This is a genomic window from Ruegeria sp. BHSC223, assembly GCF_059613025.1.
The window spans coordinates 352,508-372,075 of the sequence record NZ_JBXWRR010000001.1; the positions used below are offsets into that span (position 1 = coordinate 352,508).

The 19,568-nt window shown below is 65.1% G+C and carries 17 protein-coding genes and 1 tRNA gene; 3 read left to right on the forward strand and 15 right to left on the reverse strand.

The window, feature by feature from the left end:
• The first annotated feature begins 26 nt into the window (after positions 1–26).
• The gene (mepK, locus tag AC2FNY_RS01755) at positions 27–596 is read left to right on the forward strand and encodes a peptidoglycan L,D-endopeptidase MepK (RefSeq protein WP_234136698.1); all 570 of its coding nucleotides are present in this window, start codon (positions 27–29) and stop codon (positions 594–596) included.
• Between the two features lie 329 nt (positions 597–925).
• Here mepK and AC2FNY_RS01760 read toward each other — a convergent pair whose 3' ends face one another.
• From AC2FNY_RS01760 to AC2FNY_RS01800, 9 genes are all read right to left on the reverse strand, one after another.
• Complete coding sequence (locus AC2FNY_RS01760) at positions 926–2,626, reverse strand: alkaline phosphatase family protein (RefSeq protein WP_496801448.1); 1,701 nt, start codon at positions 2,624–2,626, stop codon at positions 926–928.
• 45 nt (positions 2,627–2,671) lie between these two features.
• On the reverse strand, positions 2,672–4,630 hold the full coding sequence (locus AC2FNY_RS01765) for a multiheme c-type cytochrome (RefSeq protein ID WP_496801449.1): 1,959 nt from the start codon (positions 4,628–4,630) through the stop codon (positions 2,672–2,674).
• 21 nt (positions 4,631–4,651) lie between these two features.
• A complete protein-coding gene (locus AC2FNY_RS01770) occupies positions 4,652–5,911 on the reverse strand; it encodes a hypothetical protein (protein ID WP_496801450.1) in 1,260 nt (419 codons plus the stop codon).
• Positions 5,908–7,449: a VWA domain-containing protein gene (locus tag AC2FNY_RS01775; protein WP_496801451.1), complete on the reverse strand. Its 1,542-nt coding sequence runs from the start codon at positions 7,447–7,449 to the stop codon at positions 5,908–5,910. Before AC2FNY_RS01775 ends, AC2FNY_RS01770 begins: the two co-directional genes overlap by 4 nt.
• A complete protein-coding gene (locus AC2FNY_RS01780) occupies positions 7,446–8,429 on the reverse strand; it encodes a VWA domain-containing protein (RefSeq protein WP_496801452.1) in 984 nt (327 codons plus the stop codon). Before AC2FNY_RS01780 ends, AC2FNY_RS01775 begins: the two co-directional genes overlap by 4 nt.
• Positions 8,426–8,911: a DUF4381 domain-containing protein gene (locus AC2FNY_RS01785; protein WP_496801453.1), complete on the reverse strand. Its 486-nt coding sequence runs from the start codon at positions 8,909–8,911 to the stop codon at positions 8,426–8,428. The genes AC2FNY_RS01780 and AC2FNY_RS01785 overlap by 4 nt, the downstream gene beginning before the upstream one ends.
• Positions 8,908–9,891 (reverse strand): DUF58 domain-containing protein, encoded by a 984-nt coding sequence (locus AC2FNY_RS01790; RefSeq protein ID WP_496801454.1) that lies wholly within the window; start codon positions 9,889–9,891, stop codon positions 8,908–8,910. Before AC2FNY_RS01790 ends, AC2FNY_RS01785 begins: the two co-directional genes overlap by 4 nt.
• A 10-nt stretch (positions 9,892–9,901) precedes the next feature.
• Positions 9,902–10,894 (reverse strand): AAA family ATPase, encoded by a 993-nt coding sequence (locus tag AC2FNY_RS01795; protein ID WP_496801455.1) that lies wholly within the window; start codon positions 10,892–10,894, stop codon positions 9,902–9,904.
• A 130-nt stretch (positions 10,895–11,024) separates the two neighbouring features.
• A complete protein-coding gene (locus tag AC2FNY_RS01800) occupies positions 11,025–12,581 on the reverse strand; it encodes an arylsulfatase (RefSeq protein ID WP_496801456.1) in 1,557 nt (518 codons plus the stop codon).
• A gap of 138 nt (positions 12,582–12,719) precedes the next feature.
• Between AC2FNY_RS01800 and AC2FNY_RS01805 the strand changes: the two genes are divergently transcribed.
• Entirely contained in the window at positions 12,720–13,394 is a 675-nt protein-coding gene (locus AC2FNY_RS01805; protein WP_234166607.1) for a Crp/Fnr family transcriptional regulator, read from the forward strand.
• Positions 13,395–13,476: 82 nt separating this feature from the next.
• Here the strand turns inward: AC2FNY_RS01805 and AC2FNY_RS01810 are convergent.
• Positions 13,477–13,553, reverse strand: a tRNA-Arg gene (locus AC2FNY_RS01810).
• Positions 13,554–13,650: 97 nt separating this feature from the next.
• On the opposite strand from AC2FNY_RS01810, the gene AC2FNY_RS01815 reads away from it, so the two are divergent.
• The gene (locus tag AC2FNY_RS01815) at positions 13,651–15,138 is read left to right on the forward strand and encodes a fused MFS/spermidine synthase (RefSeq protein WP_496801457.1); all 1,488 of its coding nucleotides are present in this window, start codon (positions 13,651–13,653) and stop codon (positions 15,136–15,138) included.
• Positions 15,139–15,239: 101 nt separating this feature from the next.
• Here the strand turns inward: AC2FNY_RS01815 and AC2FNY_RS01820 are convergent, their stop codons facing one another.
• From AC2FNY_RS01820 to sufC, 5 genes are read right to left on the reverse strand one after another with little or no spacing between them, the layout of a single operon-like run.
• A complete protein-coding gene (locus AC2FNY_RS01820; protein ID WP_234136686.1) occupies positions 15,240–16,460 on the reverse strand; it encodes a cysteine desulfurase in 1,221 nt (406 codons plus the stop codon).
• A complete protein-coding gene (locus AC2FNY_RS01825) occupies positions 16,453–17,040 on the reverse strand; it encodes a Yip1 family protein (protein ID WP_496801458.1) in 588 nt (195 codons plus the stop codon). The genes AC2FNY_RS01820 and AC2FNY_RS01825 overlap by 8 nt, the downstream gene beginning before the upstream one ends.
• Positions 17,037–17,522 (reverse strand): YIP1 family protein, encoded by a 486-nt coding sequence (locus AC2FNY_RS01830; RefSeq protein WP_496801459.1) that lies wholly within the window; start codon positions 17,520–17,522, stop codon positions 17,037–17,039. The genes AC2FNY_RS01825 and AC2FNY_RS01830 overlap by 4 nt, the downstream gene beginning before the upstream one ends.
• Entirely contained in the window at positions 17,522–18,802 is a 1,281-nt protein-coding gene (gene sufD, locus AC2FNY_RS01835) for a Fe-S cluster assembly protein SufD (RefSeq protein WP_496801460.1), read from the reverse strand. Before sufD ends, AC2FNY_RS01830 begins: the two co-directional genes overlap by 1 nt.
• Positions 18,802–19,557, reverse strand: coding sequence for a Fe-S cluster assembly ATPase SufC (gene sufC, locus AC2FNY_RS01840; protein ID WP_234136682.1), 756 nt, complete (start codon positions 19,555–19,557; stop codon positions 18,802–18,804). Before sufC ends, sufD begins: the two co-directional genes overlap by 1 nt.
• Between the last annotated feature and the right edge of the window lie 11 nt (positions 19,558–19,568).

Sequence of the window (19,568 nt, forward strand, 5' to 3'; positions counted from 1 at the left end):
GACGAAGTACGGGACGAAACAGTCACATGACTCAACACAACTCGACGAGCCTTTCTCGGCGCGCACTTCTTCAGGCATTCGCCGCGACTGCGGTTGCCGCAACTCCAACATACTCGATGGCAGCAGGGTTTCTGCGCGGAGGTGGCGACATCCGCCGTATTCGCATGTACTCCGGTCGTACCGGGGAACGCATTGACATGGTGTATTGGATCGACGGCAACTACATCAAGGACGCGGTGAAGGAGATCAATCACTTCATGCGCGACTGGCGCGTTGACCAGGTCAAGTCCATAGATCTGCGCACCATCGACATCATGGCCGCCGCTCATAACCTGATGGATGTGAACGAGCCCTATATGCTTCTTTCGGGCTATCGGAGCCCGCAGACCAACGCCATGCTGCGCAGCCGCTCGCGCGGGGTGGCCCGCAACTCGCTGCATATGCAAGGGCAAGCAGCCGACCTGCGGCTTGCCTCTCGCTCGGTAAGCCAGATGGCAAATGCCGCGATTTCCTGCCGCGCCGGCGGTGTCGGCAAATACTACCGCTCGAATTTCGTGCACATGGATTGCGGAGAGGTCCGCTCCTGGGGCGGCTGACCGTCCCTAAACAGGAAAAAGACCGGATGTCCCCCGTGCCGCAGGCTCGGGGGTTTTTGTTTTACGAGTGCATACCGCCTTGTCATCCAATCTGGCAGGATGGGCCGCGAGCCGAAGTATGGAGAGGGCCGCGCATTACCCAAAGGCTCATCCCCTTCGGAACCACCACCCCACCCCCTGGCATATTTCTGTTGCAAGCGGCATCCGCGCCTGTTCCAGGATCAGAACTGCAAATACCGTCGGTTCGGGCACAATGGCCCGATCGCAGAACCGGATATCGCCCCCCGAATGAATGTGCCTCTATTCGCCCGTGGTACCCGGCCTCCCGCTCAGTCCAGCACCTCGATCAATGGAACCCCGGTCGCGCCAGAGGGCGGCTTGGTGCCCAGATAGGCCGCGATGGTCGGCGCCACGTCCACCGTTTCGACATGGCGCGCAATGCGTGCCGGGGGGATGCCCGGGCCATGAAAGATCACTGGTACATGGGTGTCATAGGTCCACGGCGACCCATGCGCCGAGGCCACCGTCAGCCCGTCAAAATCGGCGATGAACCAATGCGGTTCGAACACGACATAGATATCGCCCGACCGGTCGCGGTGAAAGTTGCGGCGCACCGCGTCCACCACCTTGCCCTCGCCGATCTGCCCCTCGCGCAAGCGGCGGCTGGATACGGCAAGGTCGATGCCGGGCAGCAGGTCGAGTTCGCGCGCAACCGAATCCTCGACCGTCGCCGGATCGAGCCCCTTCTCTGCAATCAGCTCGCGGTTGAGATAGACATAGGGGCTGGAAAAGTTGCGGATCAGCGCGCGCGCCTCGCCGAATTGCGCGCCCAGACGCACGAAACCGGGCTCTGTATCGACGCGCTCGAAATCGAAAGTGCCGGCCTTTATGCCATGGGTGGCAAGGTAGCCCGGGTTCTCGGGAGAGCCATGATCGGCGGACAGCACCACCAGCACCTGATCCAGCCCGACCCTGTCATCCACGAAATCAAGGAGATCGGCCAGCGTCCGGTCGAGGCGTCGAATGTTGTCTTCGGCCTCAAGGCTCGACGGCCCGAAGACATGCCCGACATAGTCGGTCGAAGACAGCGAGATGGACAGGTAATCGGGCACCGCGTCCTGCCCGATGCCCTCGGCCTCGATCAGCGCCTTGGCGAAATCCACGGTGATCTCGTCGCCTGCCGGGCTGAGCGTCAGGCGGGTGGTGTAATACTTGTCATCGTCCTCTCCCCAGGGATGGGGAAAGCTGCGCCCGAAACCGGGAAAGTCGGTCTCCCACGGCTGGTCGTCGCGGGTGCCGAACATGTAGCTTTCGGGCGCGTCCGCGAGCGTCCAGCTTGTCCCGGCATAAGATGCAACCATGCCCGAAGCGTTCCAGTCGCTCACCCAGCCGGGGTAATCGTCGCGGTAAAAGGTCGAGGTTACGAACCGCCCCTCGGATTTCGAGAACCAATAGGCCTGACCGGTATGGCCGGCCATCGAAATCGCGCCCCGATCCTTGATCGACACGCCAAAGATCAGCGCCTCGGGACCAAAGAACATGCCGATCTCGTCGGCGATGGTCGAGGTCAGGATGTTGCCGGGCGAGCGGCCATCGGTGGTGGCGGCACGCTGGGTCGGGTCGATCTCGGTCGCCGCATCGACCCCGGCGGCGCCCACCAGCGGATAGTCGGGATCCTGCACGTTATAGACCTGACCGCCCTCGACCCGGTCGAACCAGACATTGGCGACCATCCCGTGCACCGCCGGATCGGCACCGGTGGCCAGCGTGGTGTGGCCGACGATGGTTTCGGTATTGGCATGGCCGTGATGGGCCTGGGTGAAATGGACACCGCCCCGGATCAGGCGGCGGAACCCGTCCTCGCCAAGTCCGGCACCGAACCTCTCGATCAGGTCGCCGCGCAATTGGTCGACGGTGATCTGCAAGACCAGTTTCGGACGTTCCTGTGCCAGGGCGGGTACTGCGGGTGCAATGCAGGCTAGTGCCGCCACCAGCGCAGGCGCCGTCATTCTTGGGCTGCTGTTCACCATCTTGTTCCTCCTCCAAGTCAATTGTCCGGACCGCACGCGCCGCCGCTAGTGTTCGGCAACCGAGCGTTTCATCTCGTTGAGCGCCGCACTATGCGGCAATTTCTCCAACGCCTCGTCAAGCACCCCGGCCGTAGCGTCGGGCCCGTCCATCGCCGCAGCGATGCGCGCCAGCATGATCCAGGCCTCTTCGCGTTGCGGGTCCATTTCGACCACCTGCCGGAACGCGCCGCGCGCGGCCGGGATGTTGCGCATGGTCAGCGCCATGCCCGCCATCACCATATGGGATTCGGGGAAATCGACACGTGCGGCAAGCGCCCTGCGCCAGTCGGTCATCGCTGCCTGCATCTGCGCCTCGATGCGGGCCGGCAGCCGCGCAATGGGAGCATCCAGCATCGCCTTGGCGGTCTCGATCCGCACCATGCGCACCGGATCCGCCAGCAGCGGGATCAGCCGCTGCACACGTGTCTGAGGGGGCGCCGCGCGCTGAACCCCGATCGCCGCGGCGCGCACGAGGGGATCGTCGTCCTCTAGCAGCCCGGCCAGGAACTCGGCACTGTTGGCATCGCCCCCCTGAGACAAGAGCCAGAGTGCCGTCGCGCGGACCAGCCCGGCCTGATCCCGATCCTGGGCCAGGATGCGCAGCCCCGGCCCCGCCGCGACCGGATCGGCCCGCCCGGCTGCCAGCACCGTGCCGAAATGCGGACGTTTGGCCGCATCGGGATACCGCTTGGCGATTTCCGCCGCCGCCCAGCCCGCATCCTGATCCGCATGGCAATCGGTACAGGCATCGGGCCCGCCGGTCACCGCCGCCAAATCCGGGCGCGGGATGCGGAAACTGTGATCGCGCCGCCCGTCTATCCCCATGTAATCACGCTCGATCATATGGCAGGACTTGCATTCTGCCCCGACAGAGCCCTTGGGGTGGAACGTATGCGCGGGATCGTCGTAGAGCGCTGCCTTCAGGCTGGGAAAGCGCGGGTTCGCCGCCGGTGAATGGCACTGGGTACACAGGCTGTTATCCTCGGCCCGCAGCGTCGCGCCATGCGGCTCGTGACAGTCCAGACAACCCACGCCGCGCTGATACATCTTCGATTGCAGGAACGAGCCATAGACATAGACCTCGTCCTGGATCTGACCGTCGGCGTGATACAGTCCGGGCCGCAAAAGCGACAGCGTATAGGCATCGTGATAGGGCGTCCCCGGTATCGGGTTGCCCTGCCCCATCGGCTCGCGCCGGGAATGGCAGCCGGCACATTGCTGGATCATCGCCTCGGTGCCGGCGGTGTCGAAGTCCATGGCAAGCCCATAACCCTCGGGCGGCAGCAGCGGGTCCTGCGGGCTTCGCTCGCGGGCGGTTTCGGCCCAGGTCACATGCGCGGAACCGGGGCCATGGCAGGCCTCGCAGCCCACGCCGATCTCGGCCTGTTGCGAGTGGTAGCTGTCGCTTGCCGCATCGTAATTCTTCTCGAACCCGGTTGCGTGGCATTCGGCGCAGCGTGCGTTCCAGTTCTTGTAGGGGCCGGTCCAGTGCAGGCCGTCGCCCGGCGGCAGGTCCTGTTCGGGGTAAAGGTGGTACCAGCGGGCGCCGTCGACATCCCAGACCACGTCGAAGCTCTGAAGTCGCCCCGGTTCGGTCTCGATCAGGTATTGCTGAAGCGGCGCGATCCCGGCGACCGAGTGGATATCATGAGTCTTTTCGCTGCCGTCGGCCTCGGTGATGGTGACGCGATATGCGTCGCCTTCACGACTGAACCGATAGCGCACCCCGTCATGTTCGAACTGGCTGTTGTCGAAATCGGCCAGCACGGTTTCGGGCGTGGGCAGGGTCCAGGCCAGCGCGTGGTGCGAGCCTTGCCAGGCGGTCGCCGCGCCCTCGTGGCAGTTGGCGCAACTGGCCGAGCCGACGTAATCGGCGCTTCCGGTCTCTGTGTCACCGGTCTGCGCCAGGGATGGCATCGCCAGGCTGATACAGGCCAGAACCGCGACAAGGAGGGAACGAAACATGGGCGACTCCGGTTTGCGCGGTCAGCGCGGATTGAGCGGGGGCAACCCGGCCAGCTGATGATGGCCCGCGCGGTCGGGGCTGTAAACCGCAAGTGCCCGGTCAAGCGCACGCCAGTCCGCCAAATCGCCTCTGGGTGCAGGTCCATAGAGCGCCGCGCCGAGCGCCCTGAGCGCGCTGGCGATGGCCGGATCGCGGCGCGGGTCCGTGGTGCCGAGCCGCGCCGCCCAGAGATCGAGCGCGGCCAGCGTCGCCGACAGATCGCGCCGCCGCGCCGCGTCGATGGCCAAGCTGCGCGCGTGCGCAGGCGAGGCAAGATAGCGGCTAAGTCTGGTCGCGCGCCAGCGTTTCCAGCGCCGCAGCACGGGCCGGACGGCAAATGCGACGACACCCAGCACCAGCACCAGCACCAGCGCTCCCAAGATCAGCAGCTGTGGCGAAAGCGCGGGCACACTGCGCGCGACGGGCGCGTCCACGGTCAGATCGACCCCCGGCACCGAGGCCGTTTCCACCTGACCGGTTTCCAGGTTGTACCAGTCAAGCGTGACCGGCGGGGCGGCGCCGCTTCCGCCGCTTTGCGCCAGATAGGTCACCCGCTCGACCCGGCTGCCGCCCGGTTCGCCGCGCGTTTCGGTTTCGCTCAGCACCGGTTCCGATGGATACACGGTCAGCCCGGTGACCGGTTCGACAGCTAACAACCCCGGCAGCAGCAGCGCCGGTCCGCCCTCGATTTCGGCGGTGACGATACGGGTCAGGCTGTCACCGGGGCCAAGCGGTGCGGTGGCCCCGGTGACCTCTTGCGTCAGCGTCACCGCGCGGGCGGCGATGAACGGGTCCAGCCCCTCGGCGCCATCGGGCAGGATGCCGGTGATCGTGATCGCCTCAATTGGCACGACCTCTTCACGGGGGGCAGAGCTGTCGGGATCGGCCCAGGTCACGATCAGTTCCTGCGGCGGGATCACGAAGCGGCCCGGCACCAGCGGCGTGATCCGGTAGCGCCGCGAGACCCCGGACCAGGTGTCGCGGTCAATCCGTTCGCTGATCGGGTTTGTTGCCCGTTCGGGCAGGCGAACCATCAGGTTCGGCGCCTCGAAAGAGGGGAAGACCACCGGCTTGGGCAACCATGTGGGCACCAGCACCGTGATCCGCAGGTCAAGCGGCTGGCCCGGTATCGTCTCGGCGGTCTCAAGCTCCACCGTCACGCGGGGCACGTCCTGCGCGCGGGCCGGTCCCGTCACGATAAGCGAGAGCACCGCAAGGACCAGGAACAGCGCGCCTCTCATTGGCCCGCCCCCGATGCCTCGAACCGGAAGCGATAGCGCAGGAAATCCCCCGTTCGGGTGTCGACCGTGTTCATCCACTGGTCACTGGTCAGGATCGCCTCATCACCGCGCGGTTGCCGGTCGGTCTGGGTGTCGACGCCCCGGTTGGCCTCGTTGTCAAACACCACGTCATCGGCGCCGATGCCGGTTTCCTCGCCCGTGTCCGAGGCCTCGCGGGCATCTTCGACATAGGTCACGATGCGCCGCGCGGTTTCCAGGTTCTCTGCCGCGCCGGGAAAGTCCGGGTCGCGCTCCAGCGTGGTTTCAAAGGCGCGCACGCCGTCGCGATACTGGCGGTTCTTGATATGGGCGAGGCCCTGGGTAAAAGAGGCCTCGGGCGTCTCCAGCCGGTTCAGCACCTCGATCGCCTCGTCATAGCGCCCGGCCCGATAGAGCGCGTGACCCTTCCACATCGGATCGGCAAAAAGGTCACCCGCGCCTGTGAAGTCGTTCCGGTTGAACGCACGATAGCCCTGCTGGTCGGGTGTCAGGAACCAGTCGGCCAGCCCGTCGGCCCGTGCGGCACCAGGGTTGAGACCGACCGAGGCGACAAGGCAAAGCGCGCCCCAGCGCATGGTCCAGCCCTGCCGGAACCACAAGAGCGCCAGCAGCGCGGCGGGCACCGCCAGCCACCAGCCGCGATCCTCCCAGGGCTGGCTGTCATCATCCAGCAGCGCGCGGCGGTAATCCACATTCAGGATCCTGTCCAGCCGCTGCACGTCGCTGTCGTCCGTTGTTGCCCGGACCACCGGCACCGTGCCAAGCCGGTCCAGCCCGATATCCGAAACGCCATCGGGCAGCATCGCCAGAACGGTCGTCGCCGCACCGGCCCCGGCGGAATCGAAGGCTGCCACATCGGCACTGTCCAACCCGTCCGCCACGACCAGCACCCCGCCTACGCCTTCGGCGGCTAGGATCTCTTGCGCCAAAGACAGCGCGGCGGTGGCATTCGCGCCCTCCTGCGGCATCACATCGGGCGTCAGCCCCTCCAGATAAGGCAGCATCACCTGCGCGTCCTCTGTAAAGGGCAGGACCCGGTGCGCCGTCCCGGCATAGGCCACAAGGGCGGTGCGCGCCCCGGCGCGCAGGTCCAGCAGGTCGCGGATCTTGAACCTGGCGCGCTCCAGCCGGCTTGGCGCCAGATCGGGCGTGGTCATCGAAGGCGTAACCTCGAGCACGATGACCACCGGACCGGTCTGGGCCAGAAAGGGATCGGCCTGCCGGGTCCAGGACGGGCCTGCGGCGCCGATAACCGCCAATGCCAGCAGCGCCGAGACATGGTCGATGGGCAAAAACCGCCGGGCCGCGCCACCGCCAACGGTCAACGCCGCCAGCAGATGCGGCGCGATCCCCTCGGGCAGCGGAGGCTTGCGGGTCGCCGCGCGCCGATTCAGCCACCAAAGCGCCGCCAGCGGCACCAACAGGAGGAGGAACAGCGGGCGCAGGAAGTGGAATGCGTCAGCCACCAGCCCGAGTTCGGAAAGCAGGATCTCGCTCATGCCGCCCTCCGCCCTCTTTGGGGAAGGCTCAGCAGCCCCAGCGCCCCGATCCCAAGCACCGCCACCAGCCCAAGCAGCCACGATGACAGAACCCTGCGCGGACGATACGACACCTGTTCGACCAGTCGGGGGGACAGCGCGTCGATCCGCTGATAGACCCCGGCCAGCGCCTCTACGTCCGAGGCGAAAAAGGCGCTGCCGCCGGTGCGGCTGGCGATATCGGCCAGCGTTCGGGTGTCGACGCGGGTATCTCCGCTGGCCTGCGGGTCGCCGACTGCAATCGTGTGGATCTCGACCCCGCGTGCGCGGGCGATCTCGGCGGCGTTGAGCGGGCTCATCCGGCTGCCGGTATCGGCGCCGTCCGACAACAGGATCAACAGGCGCTGCTCGACCTCGCTGATTTCAAAGGTGCGAATGGCCAGACCGATCGCGTCGCCGATGGCGGTATGCGGCCCGGCCATGCCGACCTCGGTCTGCTCGACCAGTGCGGCGATGGTGGCCAGATCCTCGGTCAGCGGCGCCTGGAGAAAGGCCTGTGTGCCGAACACGATCAGCGCGATCCGGTCGCCCTCGCGCTCGGCCACGAAGCGGCTCACCACCTCTTTGACCGCATCCAGACGTTGCAGCCGGGTGCCATCGGGGGCGGCGAAATCGACGATGTCCATCGAGCCGGAAATGTCGATGGCCAGAACCACATCGCGGGCCGAGCGTGTCATCTCTATCGGGGCGCCCAGCCGTTCGGGTCGCGCCAGCGCCAGCACCAGCAGCACCCAGACGGCAATCGCCACCGTCATCTGGAGCCGGGTCCGCCGCAGGATCACCGCCCCCTCGCCCGGTGTCACCTCTGCCGCACGCACGATCTGGCGAAAGAAGGGAAAGCGCAGTGCCGAGACCTGCTCGCGCCGCGCAGGCAGAAAGCGCCAGACCACAAGCGGCAGCGGCAGGAGCAAGAGCGCAAGTGGAAAGCCAAGGGCGATCATCGCGACACCTCGCGCCGATGGCGGCGGATCCAGCGTGCGGCCAGATCGGCGAGACCGGAGGGCGCGGTACTGCCCGACCGATAAGGCGCGCTGGCCAGTGCCTGTCCGGGTCCCTGGGTGAACGCCGTGCCACCCCCACCGGTCCGGTCGAGAAAAACCAGCCATTCGGTACCGCTCAACCCGGCCACCTCGTGGCGCGGAAAGGCCACCAGCGCGGTGCGCCGCAGCACTTCGGCGATCACCACCGGGTCGCCGCCCGCGCGTGCCAGAGCGGCCAGCGCCGCGCGCCGGTAGCGATTGGCGTGATAATGGCGCCACCAGCGCCAGAGGCCATGGATCACAGCAACGCCGGCAAGCACTGCCAGCACCGCCCAACCGGCGGTTTGCGGCAGCATCGACACTGGCGGCGGCGGGTCGGGTGGCACCAGCTGGCCGATCAGATCGACCAGAGTGACCGGCGGGTCCTGTCCCTGCTCGCTCATCTCGGGCCAAGCCCCATCAGACGTTTCATCTGGGTCAGGCTGTCCTCGGCCGCGCTCAGCGGCAGTACCGGCACGCCATAACGGCGCTGCCAGTCCAACACCTCGGCCAGACGTCCGCGCGACATCTCGCGCAGGTCGCGATGCACCGTCGTATCTCCGGTGTCGATCTCGGCCTGAAGCTCACCATCAGAGATCACCAGTTTCAGCCCCTCGGGAACATCGTCCGCGATGGGGTCGGTCACCAGCCCCAGGATCAGGTCGTTCTGGCGCGACAGGGCATTGACCAGTTTCTGCGTCAGCTCGTCGATCACGTCGAAATCGGAAAAGACAAGGATCAGGTGATTGCGCGGCGCGATCCGTCCCACCGCTTGCAACACGTCGTTCAGGCCGACCGGCGCCACCTTGGGGGCATCGGCCCGCAACAGCGCATTGGCCCGCGCGATGGCCAGCAGCAACCGGTCGAGCGCGGCGCGGCTGCGCTGGGGCCGGATCTCGGCCAAGGTTTCGTCGCCAAAGACGATCCCGCCGACCCGGTCGCCCTGATCGAGAATGCGGAAGGCGGCAAGTGCCGCGCATTCCGCCGCCGTGACCGATTTCATGTTCAGCACTGAACCGAAGAACATCGACATCCGCTGATCGACCACGATCAACGTCGGGCGGTCGCGCTCTTCGGTGAAGACCCGGACATGCGGCTTGCCGGTGCGCGCCGTCACCTTCCAGTCGATCGAGCGGATATCGTCCGAAGGCAGGTAGTCGCGCAATTCCTCGAAATTCAGCCCGCGCCCGCGCATCCGCGACGCATGGCGTCCGTTCAGCGCGCTGCCGGCGGGTTGGCGTGGCAGAAAGCTGAGCGTCCGGGCGCGGCCTTCGAGCTTGCGCAGATGCGCAAGTTCCACATGCACACGCGGATCGGTTTCTGCTCCTGCCGGTGGCAGGGCGGGCAGTGTACCGGTCCGTATGCGGGCGGCCCTGTCGAACATCGTGACGGTCCTAGGTCAGTGCAACTTGCGCGATCATCTCAGAAATCACCCGGTCCGGGGTGATCCCGTCGCCCATCGCCTCGTATGTCAGTCCCAGCCGGTGGCGGAACACGTTGGGCGCCACCGCGCGGATATCGGCAGGATCGACATAATCGCGCCCTTCCAGCCAGGCATGGGTGCGCCCGCATTTATCAAGCGCCAGCGAGGCGCGCGGGCTGGCGCCCACCCCGATCCAGCGGCCCAGATCAGGGCCGAACCGGTCCGGCACCCGTGTCGCGTTGACCAGATCGGCCATGTAGCGTTCCATCGCGTCCGAGACGTGAATGCCGACGATCTCGCGCCGCGCCTCGAACACAGTCTCTTGCGAAATCGCGGGCGGGCGTTCCTTTGCCACCTTGTCCTTGGGCGCATTGGCGGCGGCCTCTTCGCCACGCACGAGGCGGATCACCTTCACCTCGTCCTCGACCGGGGGATAGGTGATCATCACATGCATCAGGAACCGGTCCATCTGCGCCTCGGGCAATGGATAGGTGCCCTCTTGTTCGATCGGGTTCTGGGTCGCCATCACCATGAACAGCGGCGGCATCTTGTGCGTGGTGCCGGAAACGGTCACCTGCCGCTCTTCCATTGCTTCCAGCAGCGCGGCTTGCACCTTGGCCGGGGCGCGGTTGATCTCGTCGGCCAGCACGATATTGGCAAAGATCGGTCCCGGCTCGAAGCGGAACTCCGACCCCTTGTCTGTCTGGTAATACACCTCGGTCCCGGTCACGTCCGAGGGCAACAGGTCGGGCGTGAACTGGATGCGGCTGAAATCGGTCTCGAGGTTCTTGGCCAGCGCCTTGATCGCGCGCGTCTTGGCCAGCCCCGGCAGGCCTTCGACCAGCAGGTTGCCATTGGCCAGAAGCCCGATCACCAGCATCCGGACCACGTCCTGCTGGCCGATGATGGCATCGCCCATGCGCGCAATCAGGGTGTCGATGTCGTCGCGCGGCGTGCTGCCCATATGCGCCTCCGTCTTTCTCGGGTTTCGCGGCCGTCCCCTTGGTGGGGGCCGAACCGGCTGGCGGCCCACCTGCCCGCCTCGGCAAGACAAGACCGGCGGGAATACACCCGCCGGCCCCGATGGCATCAGATCAGTTCGAACTGGTGTTCGAGGTCAGTTTCTCCAGCGCGGCACCCAGGTTGAAGCTGCCCGGCGACTGGCGCGGCGGGTAGTCCTTGTAGGTTTCCAGATGCTGGGTCACATAAGCCACTGCCGGCAGCACCATGAACGCCCGGTCGAACCGCCACATGTCGTAATTGGCCGATTCGTGATCCGCCCGCTCGAACGGGTCGCCCAGCAGATCGAACAGCTTGGGCAGACGCAGTTCAAAGAACGGTTCCTGCCAGACCTCGAAGCCGTGGCCGCGCTGCTCCAGGAACACCATCTTCCAGCGGCCATAGCGAAGGTTGGCCAGATCGCCGTCATCGGTCCAGTAGAAGAACTCCTTGCGCGGGCCCTCCTCGACCTCGCCCGAGAAATAGGGCAGCAGGTTGTAGCCGTCGAGATGCACCTTGTACTCGCGCCCGATCGCCGAATGACCGGTCAGGAGCTTGTCCTTGACGTCGGCCTCGCCCACGGCCGCGAGGATGGTGGGCAGCATGTCCTCGTGCGAGAAGATGTCGTTATAGACGGTGCCCGGTTCGATGACGCCGGGCCACTTGATCAGGGTCGGCACACGATAACCGCCTTCCCAGTTCGAGTTCTTCTCGTTGCGGAAGGGGGTGGTGCCGCCATCCGGCCAGCTGAACACCTCGGCCCCGTTGTCCGAGGAATACATGATCACCGTGTTGTCGGCGATGCCCAGCTCTTCGACCTTGTCGAGAACCTGCCCCACGTGACCGTCATGCTCGACCATGCCATCGGCATAGATACCCAGCCCGGTGACACCATCGGATTCCGGTTTCAGGTGGGTGTTCACGTGCATCCGGGTGGTGTTGTACCACAGGAAGAACGGCTTGTCGGCGGCCACCGCGCGTTCCATGAAGTCGATGGCCGAGGCGGTCACCTCTTCGTCCACCGTCTCCATCCGCTTCTTCGTGAGCGGGCCGGTATCCTCGATCTGGCCGTCCGAAGTTGCGCGAATGACGCCGCGCGGGCCGAAATTCTCGCGGAAACCGGGGATCTTGGGATAATCGGGATGCTCTGGCTCTTCCTCGGCATTCAGGTGATAGAGATTGCCAAAGAACTCGTCAAAACCGTGATTGGTCGGCAGATGCTCGTCCAGGTCGCCCAGGTGGTTCTTGCCGTATTGGGCGGTCATGTAGCCGTGATTCTTGAGCAGGCCCGCGATGGTCGGGTCCTTCTCGGACAGACCTTCCTTGGCGCCTGGCAGCCCGACCTTGAGCAGGCCGGTCCGAAGCGGGCTTTGCCCGGTGATGAAAGCCGCGCGCCCGGCGGTACAGCTTTGCTGGCCATACCAGTCGGTGAACAGCGCCCCCTCGGAGGCGATCCGGTCGATATTCGGCGTCCGGTATCCCATCATGCCCCGGTTATAGGCCGACGTGTTCATCCAGCCCACGTCATCACCCCAGATGATCAGGAAATTTGGTTTCTGATCCTGCGCGATCGCGAAACTTGGCGCGATCGCCAACGTTAGTGCAACAGCGGCCTGCACCGCGCGTTGCCTCATACTCAATGTGGCAGCCACGAACCTTCTCCTTTTTGAACTGACCGGATGTCTCAAAATGGTATCAAGAAATGAGTGGGCAAAAGTATCATTTGATTGCTTTGTGAAAATTCTCTCTTATTTTCTGAGGGTAACGGAAGACGTCAAGGAGCGCGCATCATGCCTGTCGATCCGGCTCTCTTTGGAGACAGCGGGTGGTTCGCCGCGTGTCCCGAGAGCCTGCGCGAGGCACTGGTTGCAAGGGGGCAGTGGCGCAAATACGCGCCGGGGGAACGGGCCACGGGCGATGTCGAGGCGCCGCAGGCCGGCATGTTCGGTGTCTATCAGGGGACCTTTGACATCAAGACTCCGCGCGCGGATGGTGAACTTGTCACCTTTCATTCCCTTTCCCGCGGGCACTGGATCGGCGACATCTCGATCCTGTCGGAGCAAAACCAGCTTGCCGTGATGGAGGCACGAGTCGCATCTGAAGTGCTGTTCGTTCCGGCCCCGGTGGTTCTCGACATCGTTACACGGACCCCAGCCCATTATCGCGATTTCTACCGGCTGACCCGGCGCAACATGAACATCGCGATCGAGGCGCTGATTGGTCTGGTCGCTTCAGATGCCGATCACAAGATCGCCTTTCGCCTGCTCCAGCTTGACCGCATGAACTGTGTTCCCGGCGGATGGCTGGACATGTCCCAGAACGACCTGGCCGAGATGCTTGGCCTGTCCATCGCCTCGGTCCGTCGCGGGCTGACAGAACTCGCCAGAGCAAATGCGATAGAACTCGGCTATGCCCGAATGCGTGTTCACCGGGCTAAGCTGGCTTCGTGGATCGAAACACACTGACGCCGGGGGGAACCTGTTCCAATCCGCCCTACCGCCTTGCGGTTCAAGGCGTTGGGTCAGGGATCAACAAAAGGGTTTGATATGGCGCACCCGAGAGGATTCGAACCTCTGGCCTCTGCCTTCGGAGGGCAGCGCTCTATCCAGCTGAGCTACGGGTGCCTGTGACCCGGGCTATACGGTATCGCCGCGGCCTCTGCAATCGTCAATCTGCGGATTTTTCTTGCCTTCGTCACAACAGCTTCGCCAAATGCACGGCATGGCTCGCACCCCATCTTTGATGTTGCTGATCCTGCTTCAGGTCACCGTCTCCGCCGCCTCGCTGGTGGTCGAGATCGTGGCCGGTCGCATGTTGGCGCCCTATGTGGGCATGTCACTTTATACCTGGACTTCGGTCATCGCGGTGGTGCTGGCAGGGTTTTCTTTGGGGCACTGGATCGGCGGTGTCCTGGCCGAGCGTCCCGCAGCACGCGCGCTAAGGCTGACTGGCTGGACACTTGTCGCGGCCGCCCTCACCACCGCCGCTGCGGCGCTTCTTTTGCGCAGTCTTTCGGAGCCGGTGCTGGAACTGGTCGCGCATCCGGTCTGGGGGATCGCGCTGCTGACATTGGCGGTGTTCTTTCTGCCCTCCTGCTTTGCCGGGGTGCCCGCACCGGTATTGGCCGCGTTGTCGGTGCAACGCGGCACGGGCGCGGGCCGCGCCCTGGGGGCGATGTTTGCCGCCGGGGCCATCGGCGCCATAGCCGGAACCCTGCTGGCGGGGTTCGTTTTCATTTCCTGGCTGGGTTCATCGCTCACGCTTATGGCGGTGACGGCGGTTTATGCGCTGTCGGCGCTGCTCTGTTTCCGCCTCGGTGGCGGGCGCTGGCTGGCGCCTCTCGTCGCTCTGGGGCTGGTTTTGTCGCTGGCTGTCGCGGCGCTGGCTGCGCCCGATCCCTGCACCCGCGAAAGCCGCTACTACTGCATTCGCGTCATCGAGCTGAGCACGCACGAGGCGCCCGAACGGCTGATGGTGATCGACCATCTGGGCCACGGGATCAGTGCCCGCGATATGCCGCTGACCATGTATACCGACCATGCCGCCATGTTGGACGCGCTGGCCCGCATCCGCGCGCCGCGCCCCGATTTCTCGTCCTTCTTCATCGGCGGCGGCTCCTACTCGATCCCGCGCGCCTTTGCCCTGCGCGGCACCGGCCCGCGCGTGGTGGCCGAGATCGACCCCGAGGTGACCCGCATTGCCGCTGCGCAATTCTGGTTCGATCCCGCCAGTGCCGAGATCCTGCATGAGGATGCCCGCCGGGCGCTGCTGACCCGGCCCGAGCGGCGCTATGACGTGATCCTGGGCGATGCCTTTACCGATGTGGCGGTGCCCGCCCATCTGGTGACGCGTGAATTCTTCGAACTGGCGCGCGACAGGCTGACCCCTGAAGGCACCTATCTGATGAACGTGATCGACTATCAGGATCGCTTGCGGGCACTGGCCGCGCTGGTGCACACGCTGGGCGCCGTCTTTCCCATGGTCGAGGTCTGGACCAGCACCACCCCGCCGCCACCGGGCGAACGCGCGGTCTTTGTCCTGGTCGCGGGCAACAGCCCCACCCCGCATTCGCGTTTCGTCACCCGCGCACCCGGGCCCACCGAATATGGCGCGCTCGCCCCGGACTGGGTGGCCCAACTGGCCGCCATGGGCGCGCTGCTGACTGACGACTTCGCGCCCATCGACCGGCTGATCGGCCGGCCCGACTAAGCCCCTTCATTCTGCCAGAAATACTCCGGGGGGAGGTGACAAAATTCGTCGAATTTTGTCAGCGGGGGGCAGAGCCCCCCGACGCCCTTGCCGATCAGCGATCAGGCAAACAGCTCATGGGCCAGTTCCAGCGCCTCGATCAGCGTGTCCACCTCGGCACGGGTATTGTAGAGGCCAAAGCTCGCCCGGCAGGTCGCGGTCACGCCCAGATGTTCCATCAGCGGACCCGCGCAATGATGGCCCGCGCGCACCGCGACGCCCTTCTTGTCGAGGATGGTCGAGATGTCATGGGCATGTGCCGCACCCTCAAGCGTGAAGGAAAAGATCGCCGCCTTGCCCGGCGCATGGCCCTGCACGTTCAGCCAGTTCAGCCCGGCAAAACGGCCGGCCGCATAGTCGCGCAACCCGGCCTCGTGGGCGGCGATGTTCTCCATCCCCAACGCCATCATGTAATCCAGCGCCACACCCATGCCGATGGTCTGTACGATGCCCGGCGTGCCGGCCTCGAACTTCATCGGTGGATCGTTATAGATCACCGTGTCCTTGGTGACCTCCTTGATCATGTCGCCACCGCCCATGAACGGGCGCATCTCGGCCAGCCGCTCGGCCCGGGCATAGATCGCGCCCGAGCCGGAGGGACCATAGAGCTTGTGCCCGGTGATGGCGTAGAAATCGCAGCCCAGATCCCGCACGTCGACCGGCATATGCACCGCGCCTTGCGAGCCGTCGACCAGAACCGGCACGCCCTTGGCCCGGGCGCCCGCGCAGATGGATTTCACATCGACAACGGTGCCCAACACGTTGGAGCACTGGGTGATCGCCACCAGTTTCGTCCGGGGGCCGATCGCGTCCAGCACCGCCTGAGGATCCAGCGACCCGTCGGGTTCGGGGTCGACCCATTTCAGCACCACGCCCTGGCGTTCGCGCAGGAAATGCCAGGGCACGATATTGGCGTGATGTTCCATGGTCGACAGCACGATTTCGTCGCCTGCCTGCATAAGCGGCATGGCCCAGCCATAGGCGACCATGTTGATCCCCTCGGTGGTGCCCGAGTTCAGCACGATCTCGTCCTCGGAACCCGCGTTCAGGAACCGCGCCACGATGCCGCGCACCGCCTCGTATTTCTCGGTCGCGAGATTGGACAGGAAATGCAACCCGCGATGCACATTGGCATATTCCTCGGCATAGCCGCGGGTCACCGCGTCGATCACCGCCTGCGGTTTCTGGGCCGAGGCGCCATTGTCGAGATAGGTCAGCGGTTTGCCGTTCACCTGACGGGACAGGATCGGAAAATCGGCGCGGATGCGGTCGACGTCATACATAGGGGGTCGCTCCGGGGATTGGCCCTCCGACGAAGGACAACAGGACAAGTACGCCAACGGCGATGGCCAGTACCGACAGGATCAACACCGCCGCCGCACGCATGAGGGAATTCAGGCGATGGGCCTGATCGATGAAATGCAGGGTGACATAAAGCGCCACCAGATTGGCAGCCAGCGCCAGCAAAGCCGACAACAGCGGTACGGTCAGCGCCAAGAGCAGGGTGGCGGCCTGCACCACCACCAGCACCAGCTGGATCCAGACCATCACCGCCATCACGTCCCAGAAAGAGCCCTCTCCACCCAGCAGCCGCCCGATCCGGTGGATCGCCGCGATGGTCAGGACCAGCCCACCGCCCATCAAAGCGCCATAGCCAACCACCGATTGCGGGATGCCCGGCATCGCCATTGCGCCAAAGGCCATGTTGGACAGCCCGTGCAACAGGCTCGCCAGCGCCACCGAGAGAGCCAGCGAAAGCCACAACACTTCGCGTCCCGGCTCGCGGCTGAGAATCACCCGCGCCGCATTGGCCGGATCGGTCACGGTAAGGGCGGCAAGCGACCGCAGCTCGGCAGATGTCATGGGGCGGGCCTCTGAGCTTCTCTGAGATTGGTTAGCCAGAACCAGGCAAAGACCGCAACCCATATCAGCCCGACCAGGCTCAGCGCCGGGCCGGGGCCGATGAACCCCGCCACCAGCCCGTTGAGCAATACCAGCGGGGTCGAGGCCAAGAGCGACCAGAACAGTGCCAGCCGCGCGCCATAAGCGCTGCCCTGCCCGCCCAGCATGCGCGCGACCCAATGGGACAGCAGCGCGATGACATAGAAAAGCAGCGGCAGCAGAAAGACGCTGCCGAGCAGCGCACCGCCCATCAGCATGTTCAGATCGGCCTGTTCCAGATGCGCCCGCCGGGCCAGCGCCGGCAGCTGCGCGACAAAGGCGATGACACAGAACGCCATTACAAAGGCCAGCGCGCGATCCTCGCGCTGGCCCATGTCCAGCAGGTTACGCATCACCCGCGCCGGCCCGCGATAGCTGGCCGCGATATCGCTGGTGACCGGCATCAGGCCCGCCGCGCCAGCCAGCCTTCGAGCCGCGAGACGATATCGGCAGCCAGAGCCTCGTCCTCGATCTCTTCGACGGCCTCTGCCAGAAAGGCGAGCGTCAGCAGATCGATGGCCTCTTTTTGAGGCACGCCGCGCGAGCGCAGGTAGAACAGAGCGGTTTCGTCGATGGCGCCACTGGTCGAGCCATGCGAGCAGGCGACGTCGTCGGCATAGATCTCCAGCTCGGGCTTGGCCAGGAACTGGCTGTCATCGTCCAACAGCAGCGACTGGCTGATCTGATAGCCGTCCGTTTTCTGCGCGCCGGGCTGAACCAGGATCTTGCCCTGGAACACGCCGGTGGCGCCATTGCGCAGCACCTTCTTGAACACCTGACGGCTTTCGCAGTTCACCGCGTCATGGGTCACGAACACGGTGTCGTCATGGTGGAAGTCACCATCGCCCACGCAGGCGCCTGCCACATGGGCCACGCCCTCGTCTCCGGTCAGCTCGACCACCTGTTCGTTGCGGGTCAGCACGCCGTTCACGGTCAGGGTAAAGGACTTGTAGACCGATCCCGCGCCCAGCCGGGTGAACATATGCGTCACCGCGCGGCGTTCATGGTCGCGGCCCTGGGCGCGCACATGATGCAAGGTGCCGCCATCAGCGATGTCGATCTCCATGCATTTGTTGAACCGCGAGGCGGCGGGGCCGTTTTCCAGGATCGTCACCTCGGCACCGCTTTCCACCCGGATCACGTGATGCAGCAGCGCGTCCGAGCTTTCCGAGGCATGGCGGTAGATCAGGCTGATCGGTTTCGACGGTTTGCCGGTCACGTGAATGGCGATGCCATCGGCGGCAAAGGCGGTGTTCAGCGCCGCCAGCGGGCGCGGCACCGGCGACTGGCCGCGTGCCTCAAGAACGCCGTACAAGTCCTTGGCCCAATGAATATCCTTGCAGCAGATATCCTCGATCCGCTCGATCCGCACGCCCTCCATCTCCAGCGCATCCGATGCCTCGGCATCGAAAACCCCGTCGACAAAGACGATCTTGAGCCGGTCGATGGCGTCAAACATCATCGGCTCGTCGGTATGGAAGGTCGCGGCGCGCGGCGCCTCGGGGGCGATCAGCGTATCGGGACGGGTGTATTTCCAGTACTCGTCGCGCCGTCCGGGCACGCCTATTTCCCGCAGCCGCGCCAGCGCCGCCTCGCGCGCGGGCCGGGTGCAGCCGGCGGTGGGCAGCGTCAGCGTCGACAGCAGCGCCTCGGTCGCGGTCTGTTTCTGTGCAGGAACCCCCATCAGTTCACCTCGGCCAGGATATCGGCGTAACCGTTGTTCTCGACCTCCAGCGCCAGCTCGGGGCCGCCGGATTTCACGATGCGGCCATCGGCCATGATATGCACGACATCGGGTTTGATGTGATCCAGCAGGCGCTGGTAATGGGTGATCACGAGGAAGCCGCGCCCGGCATCGCGCAGCGCGTTCACGCCCTCGGCGACCAGTTTCATCGCATCCACGTCAAGGCCCGAGTCGGTCTCGTCCAGGATGCACATCTTGGGTTCCAGCATCGCCATTTGCAGGATCTCGTTGCGCTTTTTCTCACCGCCCGAGAAGCCCACGTTGACTGGGCGTTTCAGCATGTCGGCGTCGATTTTCAGTGCCTTTGCCTTGGCGCGCACTTCCTTCAGGAAGTCGGCGGCGCTCAACTCTTCTTCGCCGCGTGCCTTGCGCTGAGCGTTCACCGCGGTGCGCAGAAAGGTCATGTTGCCCACGCCGGGGATCTCGACCGGGTATTGAAACGCCAGGAACAGGCCCGCGGCGGCGCGTTCCTCGGGCTCCATTTCCAGCAGATCGGCGCCCGACAGGGTGGCGGCGCCCTCGGTCACCTCGTACCCGTCGCGCCCCGACAGAACATAGCTGAGCGTCGATTTGCCCGACCCGTTCGGCCCCATGATCGCATGCACCTTGCCCGCCTCGACGGTCAGGTCCACACCTTTGAGGATCTGCTTGTCCTCTTCTTCAAGTTTCACGTGCAGGTTTTTGATTTCAAGCATGGTTTCCTCGT